The organism is Mesorhizobium sp. M0518, assembly GCF_040321125.1.
Classification (GTDB): domain Bacteria; phylum Pseudomonadota; class Alphaproteobacteria; order Rhizobiales; family Rhizobiaceae; genus Mesorhizobium.
Window position 1 is genome coordinate 1 of the sequence record NZ_JAMYQY010000032.1, and the last position, 14,468, is coordinate 14,468.

Here is a 14,468-nt window from a genome sequence, read left to right on the forward strand (position 1 = left end):
AGGATCGTCAATGGCCACCCGAACAGCCAGATCGACGACCTGCTGCCCTGGGCCTACATCCCGGCTCCCGAACTCAGGGCCGTGGCCTGAGAACAGCGCTTACGATTGAACGTGGGGATGCAAACGCTCAATAGTGCCTGGGACTGCAATGGGTTGCAGACTGCCTGTTTGCGAGCCGTATCGATTCCATCTCCTCCTAGTTGCGCGGTCATCGGGCGCAGCTATGCGCGGACCAGCCGCGAACCGCCAAGAACAGGCCTATCCCCGTCCAAAGTACGACTGGTACCACTCCACAAACCGCCCGACACCCTCGGTCACCGTCGTCGTCGGACGGTAGCCCACCGCCTGCTCCAGCGCCGATGTGTCGGCAAAGGTATCGGGCACGTCGCCGGGCTGCAGCGGCAGCAGTTCGACGATGGCTTTCCGGCCAAGCGCGTTTTCCAGCGCCTCGACATAGGCGGTCAGCTTCACCGGGCTGTTGTTGCCGATGTTGAAGATGCGCCAGGGGGCACTGCTCGTGGCCGAATCCGGACGGCTGGAGTCCCAGGCGGCATTGCCTGTGGCCGGGCTGTCGCTGGCTCGGACGACGCCTTCGGCGATATCCTCGACATAGGTGAAGTCGCGCGTGTGGTTGCCGTTGTTGAACAGCTTGATCGGCTCGCCGGCAAGGATGTTCCTGGTGAACAGGAAAAGCGCCATGTCCGGGCGCCCCCAAGGGCCATACACGGTGAAGAAGCGAAGCCCGGTTGTCGGCAGCCCGAACAAATGGCTGTAGCTGTGCGCCATCAGCTCGTTGGCGCGCTTGGTCGCGGCGTAGAACTGCAGCGGGTGGTCGGCCGGCCGGTGCTCGGAAAACGGCATGTCGGTGTTGGCGCCATAGACGCTCGACGTGCTGGCATAGGTCAGGTGCGCAACGGAGTTGTTGCGGCAGGCCTCCAGCATGTTGGTGTAGGCGATGATGTTGCTTTCGACATAGGCGTGCGGGTTTTCCAGGCTGTAGCGAACCCCGGCCTGGGCGGCGAGATGGATCACCCGGTCGAATGCGTGGTCGGCAAAGCAGGCATCGACCACGCTTCTGTCGGCGAGATTGCCGCGGATGAACTGATAGCCCGCATTGGTCTTGCGGCTCGCCTCGTCCAGCAGCCGCAGCCTCGCCTCCTTGATCTGCGGATCGTAGTAGTCGTTGACGTTGTCGATGCCGACGACCTCGTCGCCGCGCTCCAGCAGCCGCTTGGCTACGTGATACCCTATGAAGCCGGCGGCGCCGGTGACCAGAACCCTCATCAGAAACGCCCATCCGTAACATGCCTGGGGAACAGACCCTTGATGTCGTAGATGACGCTCGGGGTCTTGCAAAGCGCCTGTAGGCCATCGACGCCCAGCGCACGGAACTGCCTGTGGCCGACGGCCACGATGACGCCGTCATAGCGCTCGTCGGGAATGTCCTTCATGCTCGTTATGCCGAAGGCGCGCGCGCATTCCTGCGCATCGACCCAGGGATCCCAGATGTCGATGCCGGCATTGTATTCCTTCAGCTGGGCGACGATATCGGCGACCTTGGAATTCCTCAGGTCCGGACAATTTTCCTTGAAAGCCGCGCCCATCACCAGAATCCGGCTGCCAACGACAGGTATTCCCTTGCGCATCATCAGGCGGGCCGTCTGATCCGCCGCGTGCTGACCCATGCCGTCATTGATACGGCGGCCGGCAAGAATCACCTCCGGATGATAGCCGAGTTCCTGGGCCTTGTGGGTGAGATAGTAGGGATCGACGCCGATGCAGTGGCCGCCGACGAGACCAGGCGTGAAGCGCAGGAAATTCCATTTGGTGCCGGCGGCTTCCAGCACTTCGGACGTGTCGATGCCGAGCTTGCCGAAGATAAGCGACAGCTCGTTCATCAGCGCGATGTTGAGGTCGCGCTGAGTGTTCTCGATGACCTTGGCCGCTTCGGCGACCGCAATGCTCGAGGTACGGTGTGTGCCTGCCGGCACGATCGAGGCATAGAGCGCATCGATACCTTCGGCCGCTTCCGGCGTCGAGCCGCTGGTGACCTTGACGATCGTTTGCAACCGATGCTCGCGGTCGCCCGGATTGATGCGCTCGGGACTGTAGCCGAGGAAGAACCCCTCATTGTAGCGCAGGCCCGAATGTTTCTCGATCAGCGGAGCGCACACCTCTTCCGTGCAGCCGGGGTAGACCGTCGATTCGAAGATCACCACCGCGCCTGGCGATATGACCTCACCGACCAAAGTCGATGCCATGATCAGCGGTTTCAGATCCGGACGATTGGCCCTGTCGATCGGCGTCGGAACCGTGACGATGAAAATCCCGCAATCGCGCAGATCGGCCTTGTCGGTGGTGAATGTCAGCCGCGACGCAGCACTGATCTCATCGCTGCTGGCTTCCAGCGTATGGTCGTCGCCACGCCTCAGCGCGTCCACCCTCGACTGGTCGATGTCGAAACCGACGACATCCCTGCCGGCACCGAAGGCGACCGCCAGCGGCAGGCCGACATAGCCAAGCCCGATGATCGCTATTTTCCTGGAGGCGAGATCCATCTGCTTCCTGCGCTTGCTATTCCAGAGCCATGCTTCGCATTGGTTATCGCGCACCAAAGCCGGTAAGCATCGTTTTCATTGTCTTGAGGGTTATCAAAACGTCCAGCCAAGGCGAAAAGTTCTTTATGTAATAGAAATCATAGTGCAATTTTTCCATAACGTCATCGACGGCAGCCACATGCCCCTGATTTACTTGTGCCCACCCACTTATGCCTGGCCTGACGATATGCCTGTAGCGATAGAATGGCAGCTCAGCCTCGTACCACTGTGACAGCACGACAGCTTCCGGTCGCGGTCCGATCCAACTCATTTCGCCACGCAGGATGTTGATGACCTGCGGCAGTTCGTCGATCCTGGATTTTCGCAGGAAACGCCCGACTCGGGTGATGCGATCATCATCGCGCCTGGTGATCGCCCTCTCCTTGTCGCTGCCGGCGTCAGAGTGCTGGCGCATCGAGCGAAACTTGTAGACCGTGCAGATCTTGCCCCGGTAGCCCATGCGCTGCTGGCGAAACAGCGCGGGACCATCGGAATCCAGCCGGATCAGCAGCGCTATTAACGCCAGAACCGGGGAAAGAACGATAATCAAGACAAGTGCCGAGACCCAGTCGGCTGCCTGCTTGATCTTGAGATAGGCTTGGTTCGGATTGAGTGAACCAAGCGTGTTTTCCGACAGGTGCTCGATCTCGACCCGCCCGGTCAGCGACTCGCTGACCTGCTTGACGTGGTATACGGGCGTTCCCGAAAGGGCCCGATCCGCGATGTATCGTTCCCATTCCGCGCCAAGATCGGCACGCAGATCAACGACCACGCCGCTGGCTCTTTCGATTATCGTACTGGTCGACTTGATCCAAAACCAATGCACACCCGGTAACGTCTTGAGGCGCTCGACATCTCCGCCGGGAATCACGACGAGCCGGTACGGATCGAGACGCCGCGTCAACAGGCTCAGGCCGAAATACCAGAGCGTGGACTGCGTGAAACTGGCGGCGGCTTGAAACCGGCTGTACTCGAACCGAAAAAAGAAGATGGTCAGGAAAACAGCCCCATAGGACAGGGCAAATGTCGGCAAGATGTAACTTGCCGCGGCCACGCCCGGGAAATTTCCGATGCGGCGATAGGACAAGAAGCCCACAAGGTGCGCGATGACCGCAGCGGCCACCGTGACCTGAAGATTGGCCGAATAGATAAATTCAGGATTGAAGACAATCCGGATGATCGCCGGCGCAAAAATCGCGAATGTCAGTCCGCCAAGCAGTTGAAACCGAATCCTGAACAGGAAATGCCGGCTTCCGACAATAGTCGACGCTGCGACATTCAACGTCTTCCCCCCTTCCCCGAAGCTGCCGTGTCGGCGACAGACCAGCGCGATAGTGCATCTGACCTAATCGCTCACAACAACGAATCGGACGTCTCGCCCCCCGGCGATTCGATACAGTCGAAGACCAAGAGCTACGACAGCGCGGCTGCGCCAGCAAGCATCTATTTCTTAGGTCAACAGTTCGGGAATTGAAAAGCCTAGGCTAATAAAGCGGCTTGATGATCATTACTGAAGATGTCGCAGCGTCTAGGGCGATATAACCGACAATCTATCGAGGTTGGCGGACACCAGACCGGAAATCGGCCAGTCACGCCGCTCCGGCCAGTGGCTTGATTGCCCCTGGCCGTTTCTTCGATCGCGCGCTTCAGCCGCGCTTCAGCAGCGTCCAGACGGCCGGCACCAGGCTTGCCGCGAGAGCCACCTTGATCAGGTCGCCGACGATGAAGGGCACGACGCCGAACTGCCACGACTTTTCCGGGCCGATCAGCAGAGCCAGCCAGGCAAAGCCCATCGCCATCATGACGACTTCGCCAACCAGCATGGCGTTGAAAAGCTTGATCGGATGGCGGTCCCAGCCGCGATCCGCGGCCCAGCCTACAATGGCCGCCATGACCACGAAGCCGGCGAGATAGCCGCCGGTCGAGCCGAGCATGTAAGCAATGCCGAGACCCTTTTCAGGCGTGCTCTGGAAGACGGGGAAGCCCATGGCGCCCTCCGCCATGTAGAGCAGCAGGGTGGCGACGCCGAGACGCATGCCGAAAGCGGCGGCGATCAGCAGCACGGCCAGCGTCTGCATCGAAATGTCGACCGGCCCGAGCATAACCTTGGTCTTGGCCGACAGGGTCAGCACAAGCGTTCCGGCGATGGCCAGGAAAAGCTGCGTTGCCAGCCGCGCCGCGCCATTTTGCGGCAGAGCCAGAGAAACAAGCGGACGCATCGTAGTTGCAATTGCCATGGTATTTCCCCAATCCGATTGCCGCACACCGATGTTCGCGGCCTCACATCCTCCTATATTGGCTTGCGTGTTATGCGGCAATCGGTTTTGCCGTTTCCCGAAACAAGGCACCGATGCATGGCACTGAAATTCGATACCGGCTTCGACCCCTTCTATGGCCAGGGGGTGAACGTCGCGCCCGATGTCCAGCGCATCACGGCCCGCAATCCAAGCCCTTTCACCTTTCACGGCACCAACAGCTACATAATTGGCCGCGATACGCTGGCGGTGATCGATCCGGGGCCGGATGACGAGGCGCATCTGCGGACCCTGCTCGGCGTGATCGCAGACCGGCCGGTCAGCCATATCTTCGTCAGCCACACGCATCGCGACCACTCCCCGCTGGCGGCCCGGCTGAAAGAGCGCACCGGCGCCCTCGTGCTGGCAGAGGGGCCGCACCGGCCGGCAAGAGCCCTGCATATCGGCGAGACCAATGCGCTCGATGCCAGTGCCGACACGGGTTTCGTCCCTGATGTCGCCCTGCCCGACGGCGAGGTGGTCGACGGCGACGGCTGGTCGATCAGGACGGTTCTGACCCCGGGCCACACCGCCAATCATGCGGCGTTCGCGCTGGAAAGAATTGGCGCGCTGGAGGGAACCGGTATCCTGTTTTCGGCCGATCATGTCATGGCCTGGGCAACCTCCATCGTCGCCCCGCCGGATGGAGCGATGGCCGACTATATGGCCTCGCTGGACCGGCTGATCGAACGCGGGGACCGCTTGCTGTTGCCGGGACATGGCGGGCCGGTGACAACACCGCGCGCTTTCATGCGCGGGTTGAAGACGCATCGAAAGATGCGCGAGCGCGCCATCCTGGAGCGGGTCAAAGAGGGCGACCGGACGATCGTGGACATGGTCAAGGCGATCTACAGGGACACCGACCCGCGGCTGCATGGTGCCGCCGGATTGTCGGTGCTTGCCCATCTCGAGGACCTGACGGCGCGCGGCCTGGTTGTGACCGATGCCGCACCGGCCATCGACGGCATTTTCACGCCGGCTGGCTAAGCTATCGGCGCCATTCGCTCTAGAACCGGCTGGAGCGCTCTGCTGGCTGAGGCGACTTCAAGCCCTGGCAAGAGCATTCGGGATCCGTTGGAAGACGTGCCGCGGTCTCCAGCGCAACCCGCGAGGCTGTCATGGAGAGGCTCGGCAGCACGTGCTCCTGCAGCAATTTCTGGCGCTCGCGGTCCATATAGTCGTTGAAACCGGCCGTGACGAACGCCAGGGGCACGAAACAGGCGCCGATCTCGCGCGATAAGGTGGCCTCAGGGGCGATCGAGTGGTTGAGCACGTCCGCTCCCATGTTTCGATATGCCAGAGCTTCGGCGGGAGTTGTCAGTCGCGGCCCGTAGCAGTGGGCAGCCACCAACTGCTGCTCGATGCCATGGACGCGGCATTCGGCTGGCCAATGGCGCCGGGCGGTCTCGGCCAACAATGCCGCACATCTTGGACATACGATCTGCTTGCCCGAGCAGTCGAAGCTCTGGCGGCCGGGAAGTAGTGAAAACGGGGTCTGCGTCAGTTCCAGGATATCGGCGTTCACCACCATGTCGCCGGGCTTGATAGCCTTGTTGACGGCGCCAATGGTCGAGCAGGAGAGAATCTGCCTTACACCCGCACTCATCAACACCCAGAACGCGCGGCGATGACAGGAATGGTCGATATGGTCTCGGGGATTGCCGTGCGAATACATGCACAGGGCACGTTTCGTTTTGCCCTCGACGGTAATAGATGCATCGAATTCGAGCAGCTTCCAATTGTCGCTGGGACCGAAAGGCGTTTGGAAACTCATGTCTCGCTGCAAGGTGCGGACGCCATCAACTTCGACATCTTCCGGAAAGGCGAGACCCCAATTCGCCGATCCGGTGATGATCGCCAACCCCACTTGGGGTATGTCCGTTGAATGATCGGCCAGATCGTCGGCTGCATGATGATTGTTGGGCATGTTTTCAGTCTCGCTCAGGATTTTTGGCGAAGGGTCACGACCAGGACAACGACCACGACGATGACGGTCCACAAGGTCGAAATCGCCGCGATGGTCGGGTCGATCTGATCGCGCAGCGACAGGAACATGAGCTTCGGCAGCGTGCTGTTTTGACCACTCGCGACGAAGATCGAAATGACGGATTCGTCTAGCGAGGTCAGGAAGGCCATCAGTGTGGCCGACAACAGACTGATCTGAAGTTGGGGGATAATTATTCCGCCAATGGCTCTCGCCCAGTTTGCGCCCAGGCTGCGCGCCGCCTGAACCTGGTTCCAGTCAAAGCGGGCCAAGGCGGGCAACAACACAATGCACGCGACCGGAATGGCTAGTACCACATGTCCGACCAGGACACCGAACAGCGTTCCGACAAGACGTTGCGCCGCCAGAACAAAGAAGAGACCGATCGCGAGCAGGATCCCCGGCACAATGGACGGGGTGAGCAGAACGCCCTGAATGGTTACGGCGGCCTTTCCGCCGAGCCGGTTGATCGAGATGCCGGCCAGAAGCCCCAGCGGCACTGTGATCATCGCTGTCAATGTGCCGAGGATCAGGCTCGTCCTGAGTGCGGCCATCCATGTCGCCGAACCGAAGAAAGTCTCGTACCAGCGCAACGAGTATGCGCGCGGCGGGAACTCGAGAAGATTGGACGCCGAAAAGGAGAGCGGGACGACGACGAGCGTCGGCAGCATCAGGAACGCCATAACGAGCGCACAAAAGCTCCACAGGAGGATGCGGGCCAGCCTGCTGTCTGGATAGGCTTCAAGCATGGGCTGTGCCGATGCTGCGTCCGGCAATGAGCCGCCGCGCAGCCAGGAACATCACCCCCACCAACGCCATAAGAACGAGGAGCAGAATGCCCAGGACGCTCGCCGAGCCCCAATCCTGGAAGGTCGATAGCGTGCGCTCGATCCGGGTGGAAAGCGGATTTACCTTGCCACCGCCAAGCACCGCGGGCGTGATGAAGAACCCTATGGTGTAAATGAAGACGATGATCGAACCCGAGAAGATGCCGCCGGCCGAAAGCGGCAGGATGACCGTGCGGATCGTTTGCCCGAGAGTGGCGCCCATGCTCGCCGACGCGCGGACGAGGTTTGCATCGATATCGCGCATCGCCGCATAAACGGGCAGCAGAAAAAGCGGCAGCATGTAGTGAACCATGCCGATCAGCGTTCCCGTGAAATTGTAGACCAGCGGCAATGGCTCAGCTGTCAGGCCTGAACCCGTCAAAGTTGCGTTGATCAGGCCATCGCGTCGCAACAGCACGAGCCAGCCATAGGTGCGCACCAGAATGGAGGTCCACAACGGCAGCATGACGAAGGCCATCAGCAAATTGGCCACCCTTGGTCTGGCGCTGGCCAGGGCGAGCGCCAGGGGAGTACCGAGAAGAATGCAGATCGCCAGCGTGCCCAGGGACAGTTCAAGGGTTGTGACCAGTGCCGACCATGTCAGCCCGCTCGAAAGCACCTTCTCGTAGTTGCCGACGGTGTACTCGCCCCCCGTGGTCAGGAAGGATTGCCGGATGATCCATAGGATAGGCAGTATCGCCGCCAGTCCGACGATGAACAGCGCAGGCAGTGAAAGCGAGAGGAAGAACCGCCGCTCGCGTCGCGCGTCTGCCGCGAGCGCAGGATCGGCAAGGACGGTCACGCTACCACTCCCGGTATCGCGTGAACTTTCGCTGCTGGTGCATAGGCGGTCACCCGCTGACCGGCGGCAAGTTCGGCGCAGCCGCTGGCCAGCGCCGCCGGAATGCAGACAAGTATCTCTTGCCCGCCGTCAAGCGCCAGCGTCAAAAGCCAGTTCTCGCCACGAAACGCCTTGGCGCGCAGCGTTCCCTCAAGGGCCACCCCGTCTGGCCCGACGAGCTTCGCATCAAGATGGAAGCATTCCGCGCGGATCATCAGAGCTTCGCGTGACGCATCGGCGCCGTCTATTCTGCGCGCCGAGCCCGGGGCCACAATGTTGGCCTCGCCCATGAACTCCGCGACGAAGCGGGTCGATGGACGATCATAGATCCGCTGTGGCGTATCGATCTGCTGGATGCGGCCGGAATTCATCACCGCGATCCTGTCGGACATGATTAGCGCTTCGCGCTGGTCATGCGTCACATAGATCGTGGTGATCCCCAGATCATCGTGCAGACGCCGGATCTCGTACTGCATGGTTTCGCGCAGGTTCTTGTCGAGCGCCGACAACGGCTCGTCCATCAGCATCACGCGTGGCTCAAAGACGATCGCCCGCGCCAACGCCACCCGCTGGCGCTGGCCGCCGGACAATGCGGCAATGTTGCGCTCCGCCAAACCTTCAAGCTTCACGCGGGCCAAAGTGTCGAGTGCCCTCTGGCGGGCCTCGGCTTTCGGCGTCTTGCGCAGCACCAACGGATACTCGACATTTGCCAGAACGTTCATGTGGGGAAACAGGGCGTAGTTCTGGAAGACTATGCCGATGTCGCGCTTGTTGGGGGCCAGGCGGGTAATGTCCCGATCGTCCAACAAAAGTTTACCGGAATCGGGCCGGACAAATCCGGCCAAAGCCATGAGCAGCGTGGTCTTGCCCGATCCGGACGGCCCCAAGAGCGTGAGAAATTCGCCAGCCTGAATGTCGAGCGAGACATCGTCCAGCGCGACGTAAGATCCGTAGGTCTTGCGCACGCTGTCGATGGTGATCGGGAGCGACTTCATCATGTGCTTCAGCCTTAAAGCTGAGACTCAGCGGGCCATCATCTCATCGAAGGTTTTTTGAGCAGCTTCGCCATTCTTGACCCACCAGTCCGCATTCGAAAACACCGAAGTGCCGGCATTTTCAGGCGCGGTCGCAAGGGTCTTCAGACGGTCCTCGGGAATAAGGCCACCCTCATAGCCAGCAGGATTGACCGGGCCATAAGCGATGAAATCGGTCAGCTTCGCCACGCGCGCGGGCTGTGTCATCGCCGCGATGAGTTTCATGGCCGCTTCCTTGTTCGGCGCCCCCTTCGGTACCCCGAGGCAATCCGTACCGATGACGGAACCCTTGAACGTGTAATCGACCGCGCCGCCATCCGCTTTCACGGTTTGGGCCCGCCCGTTCCAGGTAACGACCAAATCCGCCTCGCCATCTTTCAGCAACTGCGCGGACTGAGCTCCCGAAGTCCACCACACCGCGACATTTGGTTTGATCGCTTCAAGCCGCTTGATCGCGCGATCCAGGCCCTCCGGCGTGCTGAGCACGGAATACACGTCGGCCGGTGCTACGCCGTCCGAGAGCAGCGCGATCTCGATCGAGTCCTGTGCATTGGCGCGGAGGGCGCGACGGCCCGGAAATTTGGCAACATCCCAGAACTCCGCCCATGTCTTTGGCGGGTTCTCGCCATAGGTCTTGGTGTTCCAGGACATGACGGTGCCATAGGAGTCGAACGGATAGCAGTAGTCGGACTTTGCGCCATCCGGCACGGCCTTTGGATCGATGATCTTGTAGTCGAGCGGCTCCAGCAGCGACTGTGCGGCGGCCTGCGCGCCCTCCGGTGAGCCCAGGTGAATGACGTCGGTTGTGACCGCGCCCGAGGTGACCTGCATCTTCAGGGCGGCCAAGCCGTCGCTGAGGGTCTCCTCGCGGACATCATAGCCAAGCTCTTTTGCAGCGGGGGCCCACATGGCTTCCTTCATGGCGTTGCCATAATCGCCGCCCGCGGTCGTGATGGTGACTGATTGGGCATAGACCGGCACGGCGGCCGAGAATGCTAATGCCGTCAAGGAAATGCGTAACCAAGACATAGGTTCTCCTCCCTAGAATTTGTTGAGACGCGCTCAAAATGGCCAATTCTTGACAATCGTAACGTTACGATTGCATCCAATTGCAGGAGAGTCAAGCTGCTTTAGCGAGAGCTTGGATTGACCGTGAGGTGGAATTCGGTCACGTAGTGGAAGTCAGCAAATCAGCCGGCGCTTTCGCAAATGAGGTCGGGCGACATGACCAACCTGAAACAGATCGCGGCGGAACTTTCCCTTTCGGTCACCACGGTATCCCGCGCGCTGAAGGATGGGCCGGAGGTTCATCCCGCCACCATCGCTCGCGTCAAGGAAGTGGCGCAGCGGGTCGGCTATGTGCCAAATCATCATGGCTTCGCGCTCAAAACTGGCCGCACGCTGACGATGACAGCAATATACCCGATGGAAACAAAAGATCATCTGTCCGATCTGTTGAAGCTTCCGTTAATCGAAGGCATGACGCTGGCGGCGCGGCAAGCGGGTTATAGCCTATCCATCTACTCCACCACGCCCGATGATGATCCCATCGAGAGTGTGCAGCGACAGCTTCAGGCGGGCAGCACAGACGGACTGATTATCACACGCATGGTCTCGGGTGATCCGCGCGTTAAGCTATTGCTGGATAGAGGCATGCCATTCGTCGCGTTTGGAAGAACTGACCTGGATACAGCATATCCTTATGTCGACATCGACAATGAACAGATTGCCTACGAGGCGACCCGGCGGCTCATGGACAAGGGCTGCCGACGCATTGCGCTGCAACTTCTCGTTCCGGGCGACCAGGCGAGTGCCATGCGTCTTTCCGGGTATGGAAGGGCAATGGCCGAGGCTGGTATTCCGATCGACCAGTCGCTGATCGGTCATGGAATGTTCACCATGGAATCGAGCGCAGCCTGGTTCGATCGCATGCTGGCCTGGTCAGATCCGCCGACGGGCTTGGCATGCGCCAACGAACTGGGCCTTCTGGGGGCATTACACGCTCTCGGCAGAAGAGGTCTCGCGCCAGGGAGTGACATCCACATTGTCACTCGGGACAGCACGCGGCTATCGCGCTTCCTGCCTGCGAAGATCGGCGTTCATTTCGTGGACATAGCGGGTGTCGGACGCAAACTTGTCGAAGTCCTGGAGAGCCGGATCGCCAATCCGATTGGACCGGTCGCGACAGTCTTGTTCAAAGGAGAGTTCGACCCTGGCGAATAGCCTCCCCTGGGTCTCATTCGACCGGAGCGGCGCCAACCTGACCGGCGACTTCCTGGTCGAGTTCCGCGAGAAATTCGGTGATGCGCGCCGCATTGTCTCCGAGGTCGTAGCGGCCGTAGCGGGATGCCGACCGCATGTCGACGATGACCGTGTCGCCATCGTCCGTCACGCGGATCGCCACGTCGGCGGGAAGGCCGATCACGAAGCCCTTGGCGACGGCGGTGATGGTCACCTCGCTTTGCCCGGCGAGATCGGGATAGGGTTCCGACAGCTCCCAGTCGCGCCGGTCGAGCACGGTTTCGACGGCATTGACGACGGTCTCGAACGGCAGGTCGTAGCTGCGTGCGCTGACCAGCGGATAGCTATCGGTCTGCAGCCGCTGTTCCCCAGGCGTCGACGGCGCAAGCACGTTCATATCCTTCCTCCGGTCGCTCACGTCGAGCGCCGGCGGTTCGTCGAAATCCGTCGAGATATCCCTGAGCGGCGGATAGATCGTCGCCCAGTAGGCGGCGACGCCATAGGGTGCGAGCACCAGCAGTGCCAGCAGCGCGCCGACCGTCAGGTCGCGACCGCCGCGGTCGCCGAAATTCCAGAGCCGCGAAAAGGCAAACCCGGCAAACAACAGCGCCATCGCCGCCAGCAGCGCGACAATGCCCAGCACCCACAGAAAGACAGGTGTTTCGACGAGATCGAAGCGATGGCCGACGAAGACCGTCAGCAGCAGCACCAACGAAAAAGCGGCCGTGCGCCGCGACCAGCCGGCCGCCTTCGACGTTTGCCGTTCAGGAATGCTAACCATCGTTTTCCGTGCTGCCCCAACCCGAACGGAGACTTAGTGCCTTTTTGCGATGGCATGAAGCCGAAACATGCACCATCGCGTCAATCCGTCGGCAGGCGATAGTCCTTGAATTGCTGGCGCAAGGTGATCTTCTGGATCTTGCCGGTGGCGGTGTGCGGAATTTCACCGACGAAAGCGACATCGTCCGGCATCCACCATTTGGCCACCTTGCCGTCCATGAAGTCGAGAATGTCAGCCTTGGTCGGTTCCTTGCCCGGTTTGCGGACGACGACCAGCAGCGGCCGTTCGCCCCATTTCGAATGCTGAACGCCGATGGCTGCCGCCTCGGCGACATCGGGATGGCCAACAGCCAGATTCTCGAGGTCGATGGTCGAAATCCATTCGCCGCCGGACTTGATGACGTCCTTCGCGCGATCGGTGATCTGCATGTAGCCGCCGGCGTCGATGTGGGCGACGTCGCCAGTGTCGAACCAGCCATCCTCATCGAACTGCTCCACGCCGGCGCCGCCATAATAGGCACGGGCAACGGCCGGCCCACGCACTTTCAGGCGGCCAAAAGTCTTGCCGTCCCAAGGCTGCTCGTTGTTGTCGTCGTCGGTCACCTTCATTTCGACGCCGAACGGCGGATAGCCCTGTTTCTGCTGGACATCGAGCCGGGCTTCGCCCTCAAGACCGGCATGGTCCGGCTTCAGGGTGCACAGCGTGCCGAGCGGCGACATTTCGGTCATGCCCCAGGCATGGATGACCTGGACATCGTAGTTCTGCTGAAACTTGGTCATGATCGCGCGCGGGCAGGACGAGCCGCCGATGACAACCTTGTTCAGATAGGGAAGCTTCTTGCCGGTCTCCTCCAGATGCTGCAGCAGCATCATCCAGACGGTCGGCACGGCGGCGCTGAAGGTCACCTTCTCGGTGTCGAGCAGTTCATAGATCGAGGCGCCGTCCATCTTGCAGCCGGGCATGACCAGCTTGGCGCCGATCATCGGCCCGCTCTGGCCAAGGCCCCAGGCATTGGCGTGAAACATCGGCACGACAGGCAGGATCGTATCGCGCGACGACAGTCCCATGGCGTCGGGCATGGCAGCGATCATGGCGTGCAGCACGTTCGAACGATGGCTGTAGACGACGCCCTTGGGATCGCCCGTGGTCCCGGACGTGTAACACATGCCGGCGGCGGTGCTTTCGTCGAAGGTCTTCCAGGCGAAGTCGCCATCCGCTTCGTCAAGCCAATCTTCATAGGCGACCGCGTTGGGCAATGTCGTCGGCGGCATATGCGCCCTGTCGGTCAGCACGATCACCTGCTTCAGCGATTTTACGGCGCCGGCGATTTTCTCGAGCAGCGGAACGAAGGTCAGGTCGACGAAGACTGCCTTGTCCTCGGCATGGTTCATGATCCACACGATCTGCTCGGGAAACAGCCGCGGATTGAGCGTGTGGTAGATGGCGCCGATGCCCATGATGCCGTACCAGGCCTCGATATGGCGTGCGGTGTTCCAGGCGAGCGTCGCGATACGGTCGCCCAGCCCATAGCCGTCGCGCTCCAGCCGCTGGGCGACCTTCAGGGCACGACGATGGATGTCGGCGTAAGTGGTGCGCACGATCGGCCCCTCGATCGAGCGCGTCACGATCTCGCGCACGCCATGCTGCCGCTCGGCATTGTCGATGAGCTTATGGCAAAGCAGCGGCCATTCCTGCATCAGTCCCAGCATTCGGTCCTCCCTCACGCTTTTGCGTTGTGCTTTTCGGGCTATTGTGGAGCGAACCGGCCGATTGTCCAGCCGCCAGCACCACCAAGTGCCGCATTGGTGGAAAACCGCCACAATGCGGCCATCGTCGGCGTTAAGTTTCGTTAACGGGCAAAGGGGTGCG

At 60.9% G+C, this 14,468-nt stretch carries 13 protein-coding genes; 2 read left to right on the forward strand and 11 right to left on the reverse strand.

Annotated features, from left to right (window positions below; all coding sequences use genetic code 11):
* Positions 1-258: 258 nt before the first annotated feature.
* The 4 genes from NKI66_RS29990 to NKI66_RS30005 form a co-directional block, all read right to left on the reverse strand.
* Positions 259-1,284 (reverse strand): NAD-dependent epimerase, encoded by a 1,026-nt coding sequence (locus NKI66_RS29990; protein ID WP_023808551.1) that lies wholly within the window; start codon positions 1,282-1,284, stop codon positions 259-261.
* The gene (locus tag NKI66_RS29995; RefSeq protein WP_023808552.1) at positions 1,284-2,558 is read right to left on the reverse strand and encodes a nucleotide sugar dehydrogenase; all 1,275 of its coding nucleotides are present in this window, start codon (positions 2,556-2,558) and stop codon (positions 1,284-1,286) included. Before NKI66_RS29995 ends, NKI66_RS29990 begins: the two co-directional genes overlap by 1 nt.
* Before the next feature lie 43 nt (positions 2,559-2,601).
* A complete protein-coding gene (locus NKI66_RS30000; protein WP_050592621.1) occupies positions 2,602-3,879 on the reverse strand; it encodes a sugar transferase in 1,278 nt (425 codons plus the stop codon).
* A 364-nt stretch (positions 3,880-4,243) separates the two neighbouring features.
* Positions 4,244-4,834: a biotin transporter BioY gene (locus NKI66_RS30005; RefSeq protein WP_023808554.1), complete on the reverse strand. Its 591-nt coding sequence runs from the start codon at positions 4,832-4,834 to the stop codon at positions 4,244-4,246.
* 117 nt (positions 4,835-4,951) lie between these two features.
* Here NKI66_RS30005 and NKI66_RS30010 point away from each other — a divergent pair, with 117 nt between their 5' ends.
* On the forward strand, positions 4,952-5,878 hold the full coding sequence (locus NKI66_RS30010) for an MBL fold metallo-hydrolase (protein WP_023808555.1): 927 nt from the start codon (positions 4,952-4,954) through the stop codon (positions 5,876-5,878).
* 19 nt (positions 5,879-5,897) lie between these two features.
* Here NKI66_RS30010 and NKI66_RS30015 read toward each other — a convergent pair whose 3' ends face one another.
* From NKI66_RS30015 to NKI66_RS30035, 5 genes are read right to left on the reverse strand one after another with little or no spacing between them, the layout of a single operon-like run.
* Positions 5,898-6,818, reverse strand: coding sequence for a phosphorylase family protein (locus NKI66_RS30015; protein ID WP_023808556.1), 921 nt, complete (start codon positions 6,816-6,818; stop codon positions 5,898-5,900).
* Positions 6,819-6,832: 14 nt separating this feature from the next.
* The gene (locus NKI66_RS30020) at positions 6,833-7,624 is read right to left on the reverse strand and encodes an ABC transporter permease (RefSeq protein ID WP_023808557.1); all 792 of its coding nucleotides are present in this window, start codon (positions 7,622-7,624) and stop codon (positions 6,833-6,835) included.
* On the reverse strand, positions 7,617-8,504 hold the full coding sequence (locus NKI66_RS30025) for an ABC transporter permease (RefSeq protein WP_023808558.1): 888 nt from the start codon (positions 8,502-8,504) through the stop codon (positions 7,617-7,619). The genes NKI66_RS30020 and NKI66_RS30025 overlap by 8 nt, the downstream gene beginning before the upstream one ends.
* Positions 8,501-9,538 carry an ABC transporter ATP-binding protein gene (locus tag NKI66_RS30030; RefSeq protein WP_128302533.1) on the reverse strand — a complete coding sequence of 346 codons (1,038 nt, stop codon included), beginning with the start codon at positions 9,536-9,538 and terminating at the stop codon, positions 8,501-8,503. The genes NKI66_RS30025 and NKI66_RS30030 overlap by 4 nt, the downstream gene beginning before the upstream one ends.
* A gap of 27 nt (positions 9,539-9,565) precedes the next feature.
* On the reverse strand, positions 9,566-10,606 hold the full coding sequence (locus NKI66_RS30035) for an ABC transporter substrate-binding protein (RefSeq protein ID WP_023808560.1): 1,041 nt from the start codon (positions 10,604-10,606) through the stop codon (positions 9,566-9,568).
* A 195-nt stretch (positions 10,607-10,801) separates the two neighbouring features.
* Here NKI66_RS30035 and NKI66_RS30040 point away from each other — a divergent pair, with 195 nt between their 5' ends.
* Positions 10,802-11,800: a LacI family DNA-binding transcriptional regulator gene (locus tag NKI66_RS30040; RefSeq protein WP_023808561.1), complete on the forward strand. Its 999-nt coding sequence runs from the start codon at positions 10,802-10,804 to the stop codon at positions 11,798-11,800.
* 13 nt (positions 11,801-11,813) lie between these two features.
* Here the strand turns inward: NKI66_RS30040 and NKI66_RS30045 are convergent, their stop codons facing one another.
* Both NKI66_RS30045 and NKI66_RS30050 read right to left on the reverse strand, forming a co-directional pair.
* Positions 11,814-12,599: a DUF1499 domain-containing protein gene (locus NKI66_RS30045; protein WP_023808562.1), complete on the reverse strand. Its 786-nt coding sequence runs from the start codon at positions 12,597-12,599 to the stop codon at positions 11,814-11,816.
* An 80-nt stretch (positions 12,600-12,679) separates the two neighbouring features.
* Positions 12,680-14,308: a fatty-acid--CoA ligase gene (locus tag NKI66_RS30050; RefSeq protein WP_352721767.1), complete on the reverse strand. Its 1,629-nt coding sequence runs from the start codon at positions 14,306-14,308 to the stop codon at positions 12,680-12,682.
* Positions 14,309-14,468: the final 160 nt, after the last annotated feature.

What these genes read in the sequence shown, in the direction of transcription:
- NKI66_RS30050 (WP_352721767.1), bottom strand. Translation starts at nt 14,308, where the DNA reads ATGCTGGGACTGATGCAGGAATGGCCGCTGCTTTGCCATAAGCTCATC.
- NKI66_RS30040 (WP_023808561.1), top strand. Translation starts at nt 10,802, where the DNA reads ATGACCAACCTGAAACAGATCGCGGCGGAACTTTCCCTTTCGGTCACC.
- NKI66_RS30020 (WP_023808557.1), bottom strand. Translation starts at nt 7,624, where the DNA reads ATGCTTGAAGCCTATCCAGACAGCAGGCTGGCCCGCATCCTCCTGTGG.
- NKI66_RS30010 (WP_023808555.1), top strand. Translation starts at nt 4,952, where the DNA reads ATGGCACTGAAATTCGATACCGGCTTCGACCCCTTCTATGGCCAGGGG.
- NKI66_RS30030 (WP_128302533.1), bottom strand. Translation starts at nt 9,538, where the DNA reads ATGAAGTCGCTCCCGATCACCATCGACAGCGTGCGCAAGACCTACGGA.
- NKI66_RS30035 (WP_023808560.1), bottom strand. Translation starts at nt 10,606, where the DNA reads ATGTCTTGGTTACGCATTTCCTTGACGGCATTAGCATTCTCGGCCGCC.
- NKI66_RS29995 (WP_023808552.1), bottom strand. Translation starts at nt 2,558, where the DNA reads ATGGATCTCGCCTCCAGGAAAATAGCGATCATCGGGCTTGGCTATGTC.
- NKI66_RS30015 (WP_023808556.1), bottom strand. Translation starts at nt 6,818, where the DNA reads ATGCCCAACAATCATCATGCAGCCGACGATCTGGCCGATCATTCAACG.
- NKI66_RS29990 (WP_023808551.1), bottom strand. Translation starts at nt 1,284, where the DNA reads ATGAGGGTTCTGGTCACCGGCGCCGCCGGCTTCATAGGGTATCACGTA.
- NKI66_RS30005 (WP_023808554.1), bottom strand. Translation starts at nt 4,834, where the DNA reads ATGGCAATTGCAACTACGATGCGTCCGCTTGTTTCTCTGGCTCTGCCG.
- NKI66_RS30045 (WP_023808562.1), bottom strand. Translation starts at nt 12,599, where the DNA reads ATGGTTAGCATTCCTGAACGGCAAACGTCGAAGGCGGCCGGCTGGTCG.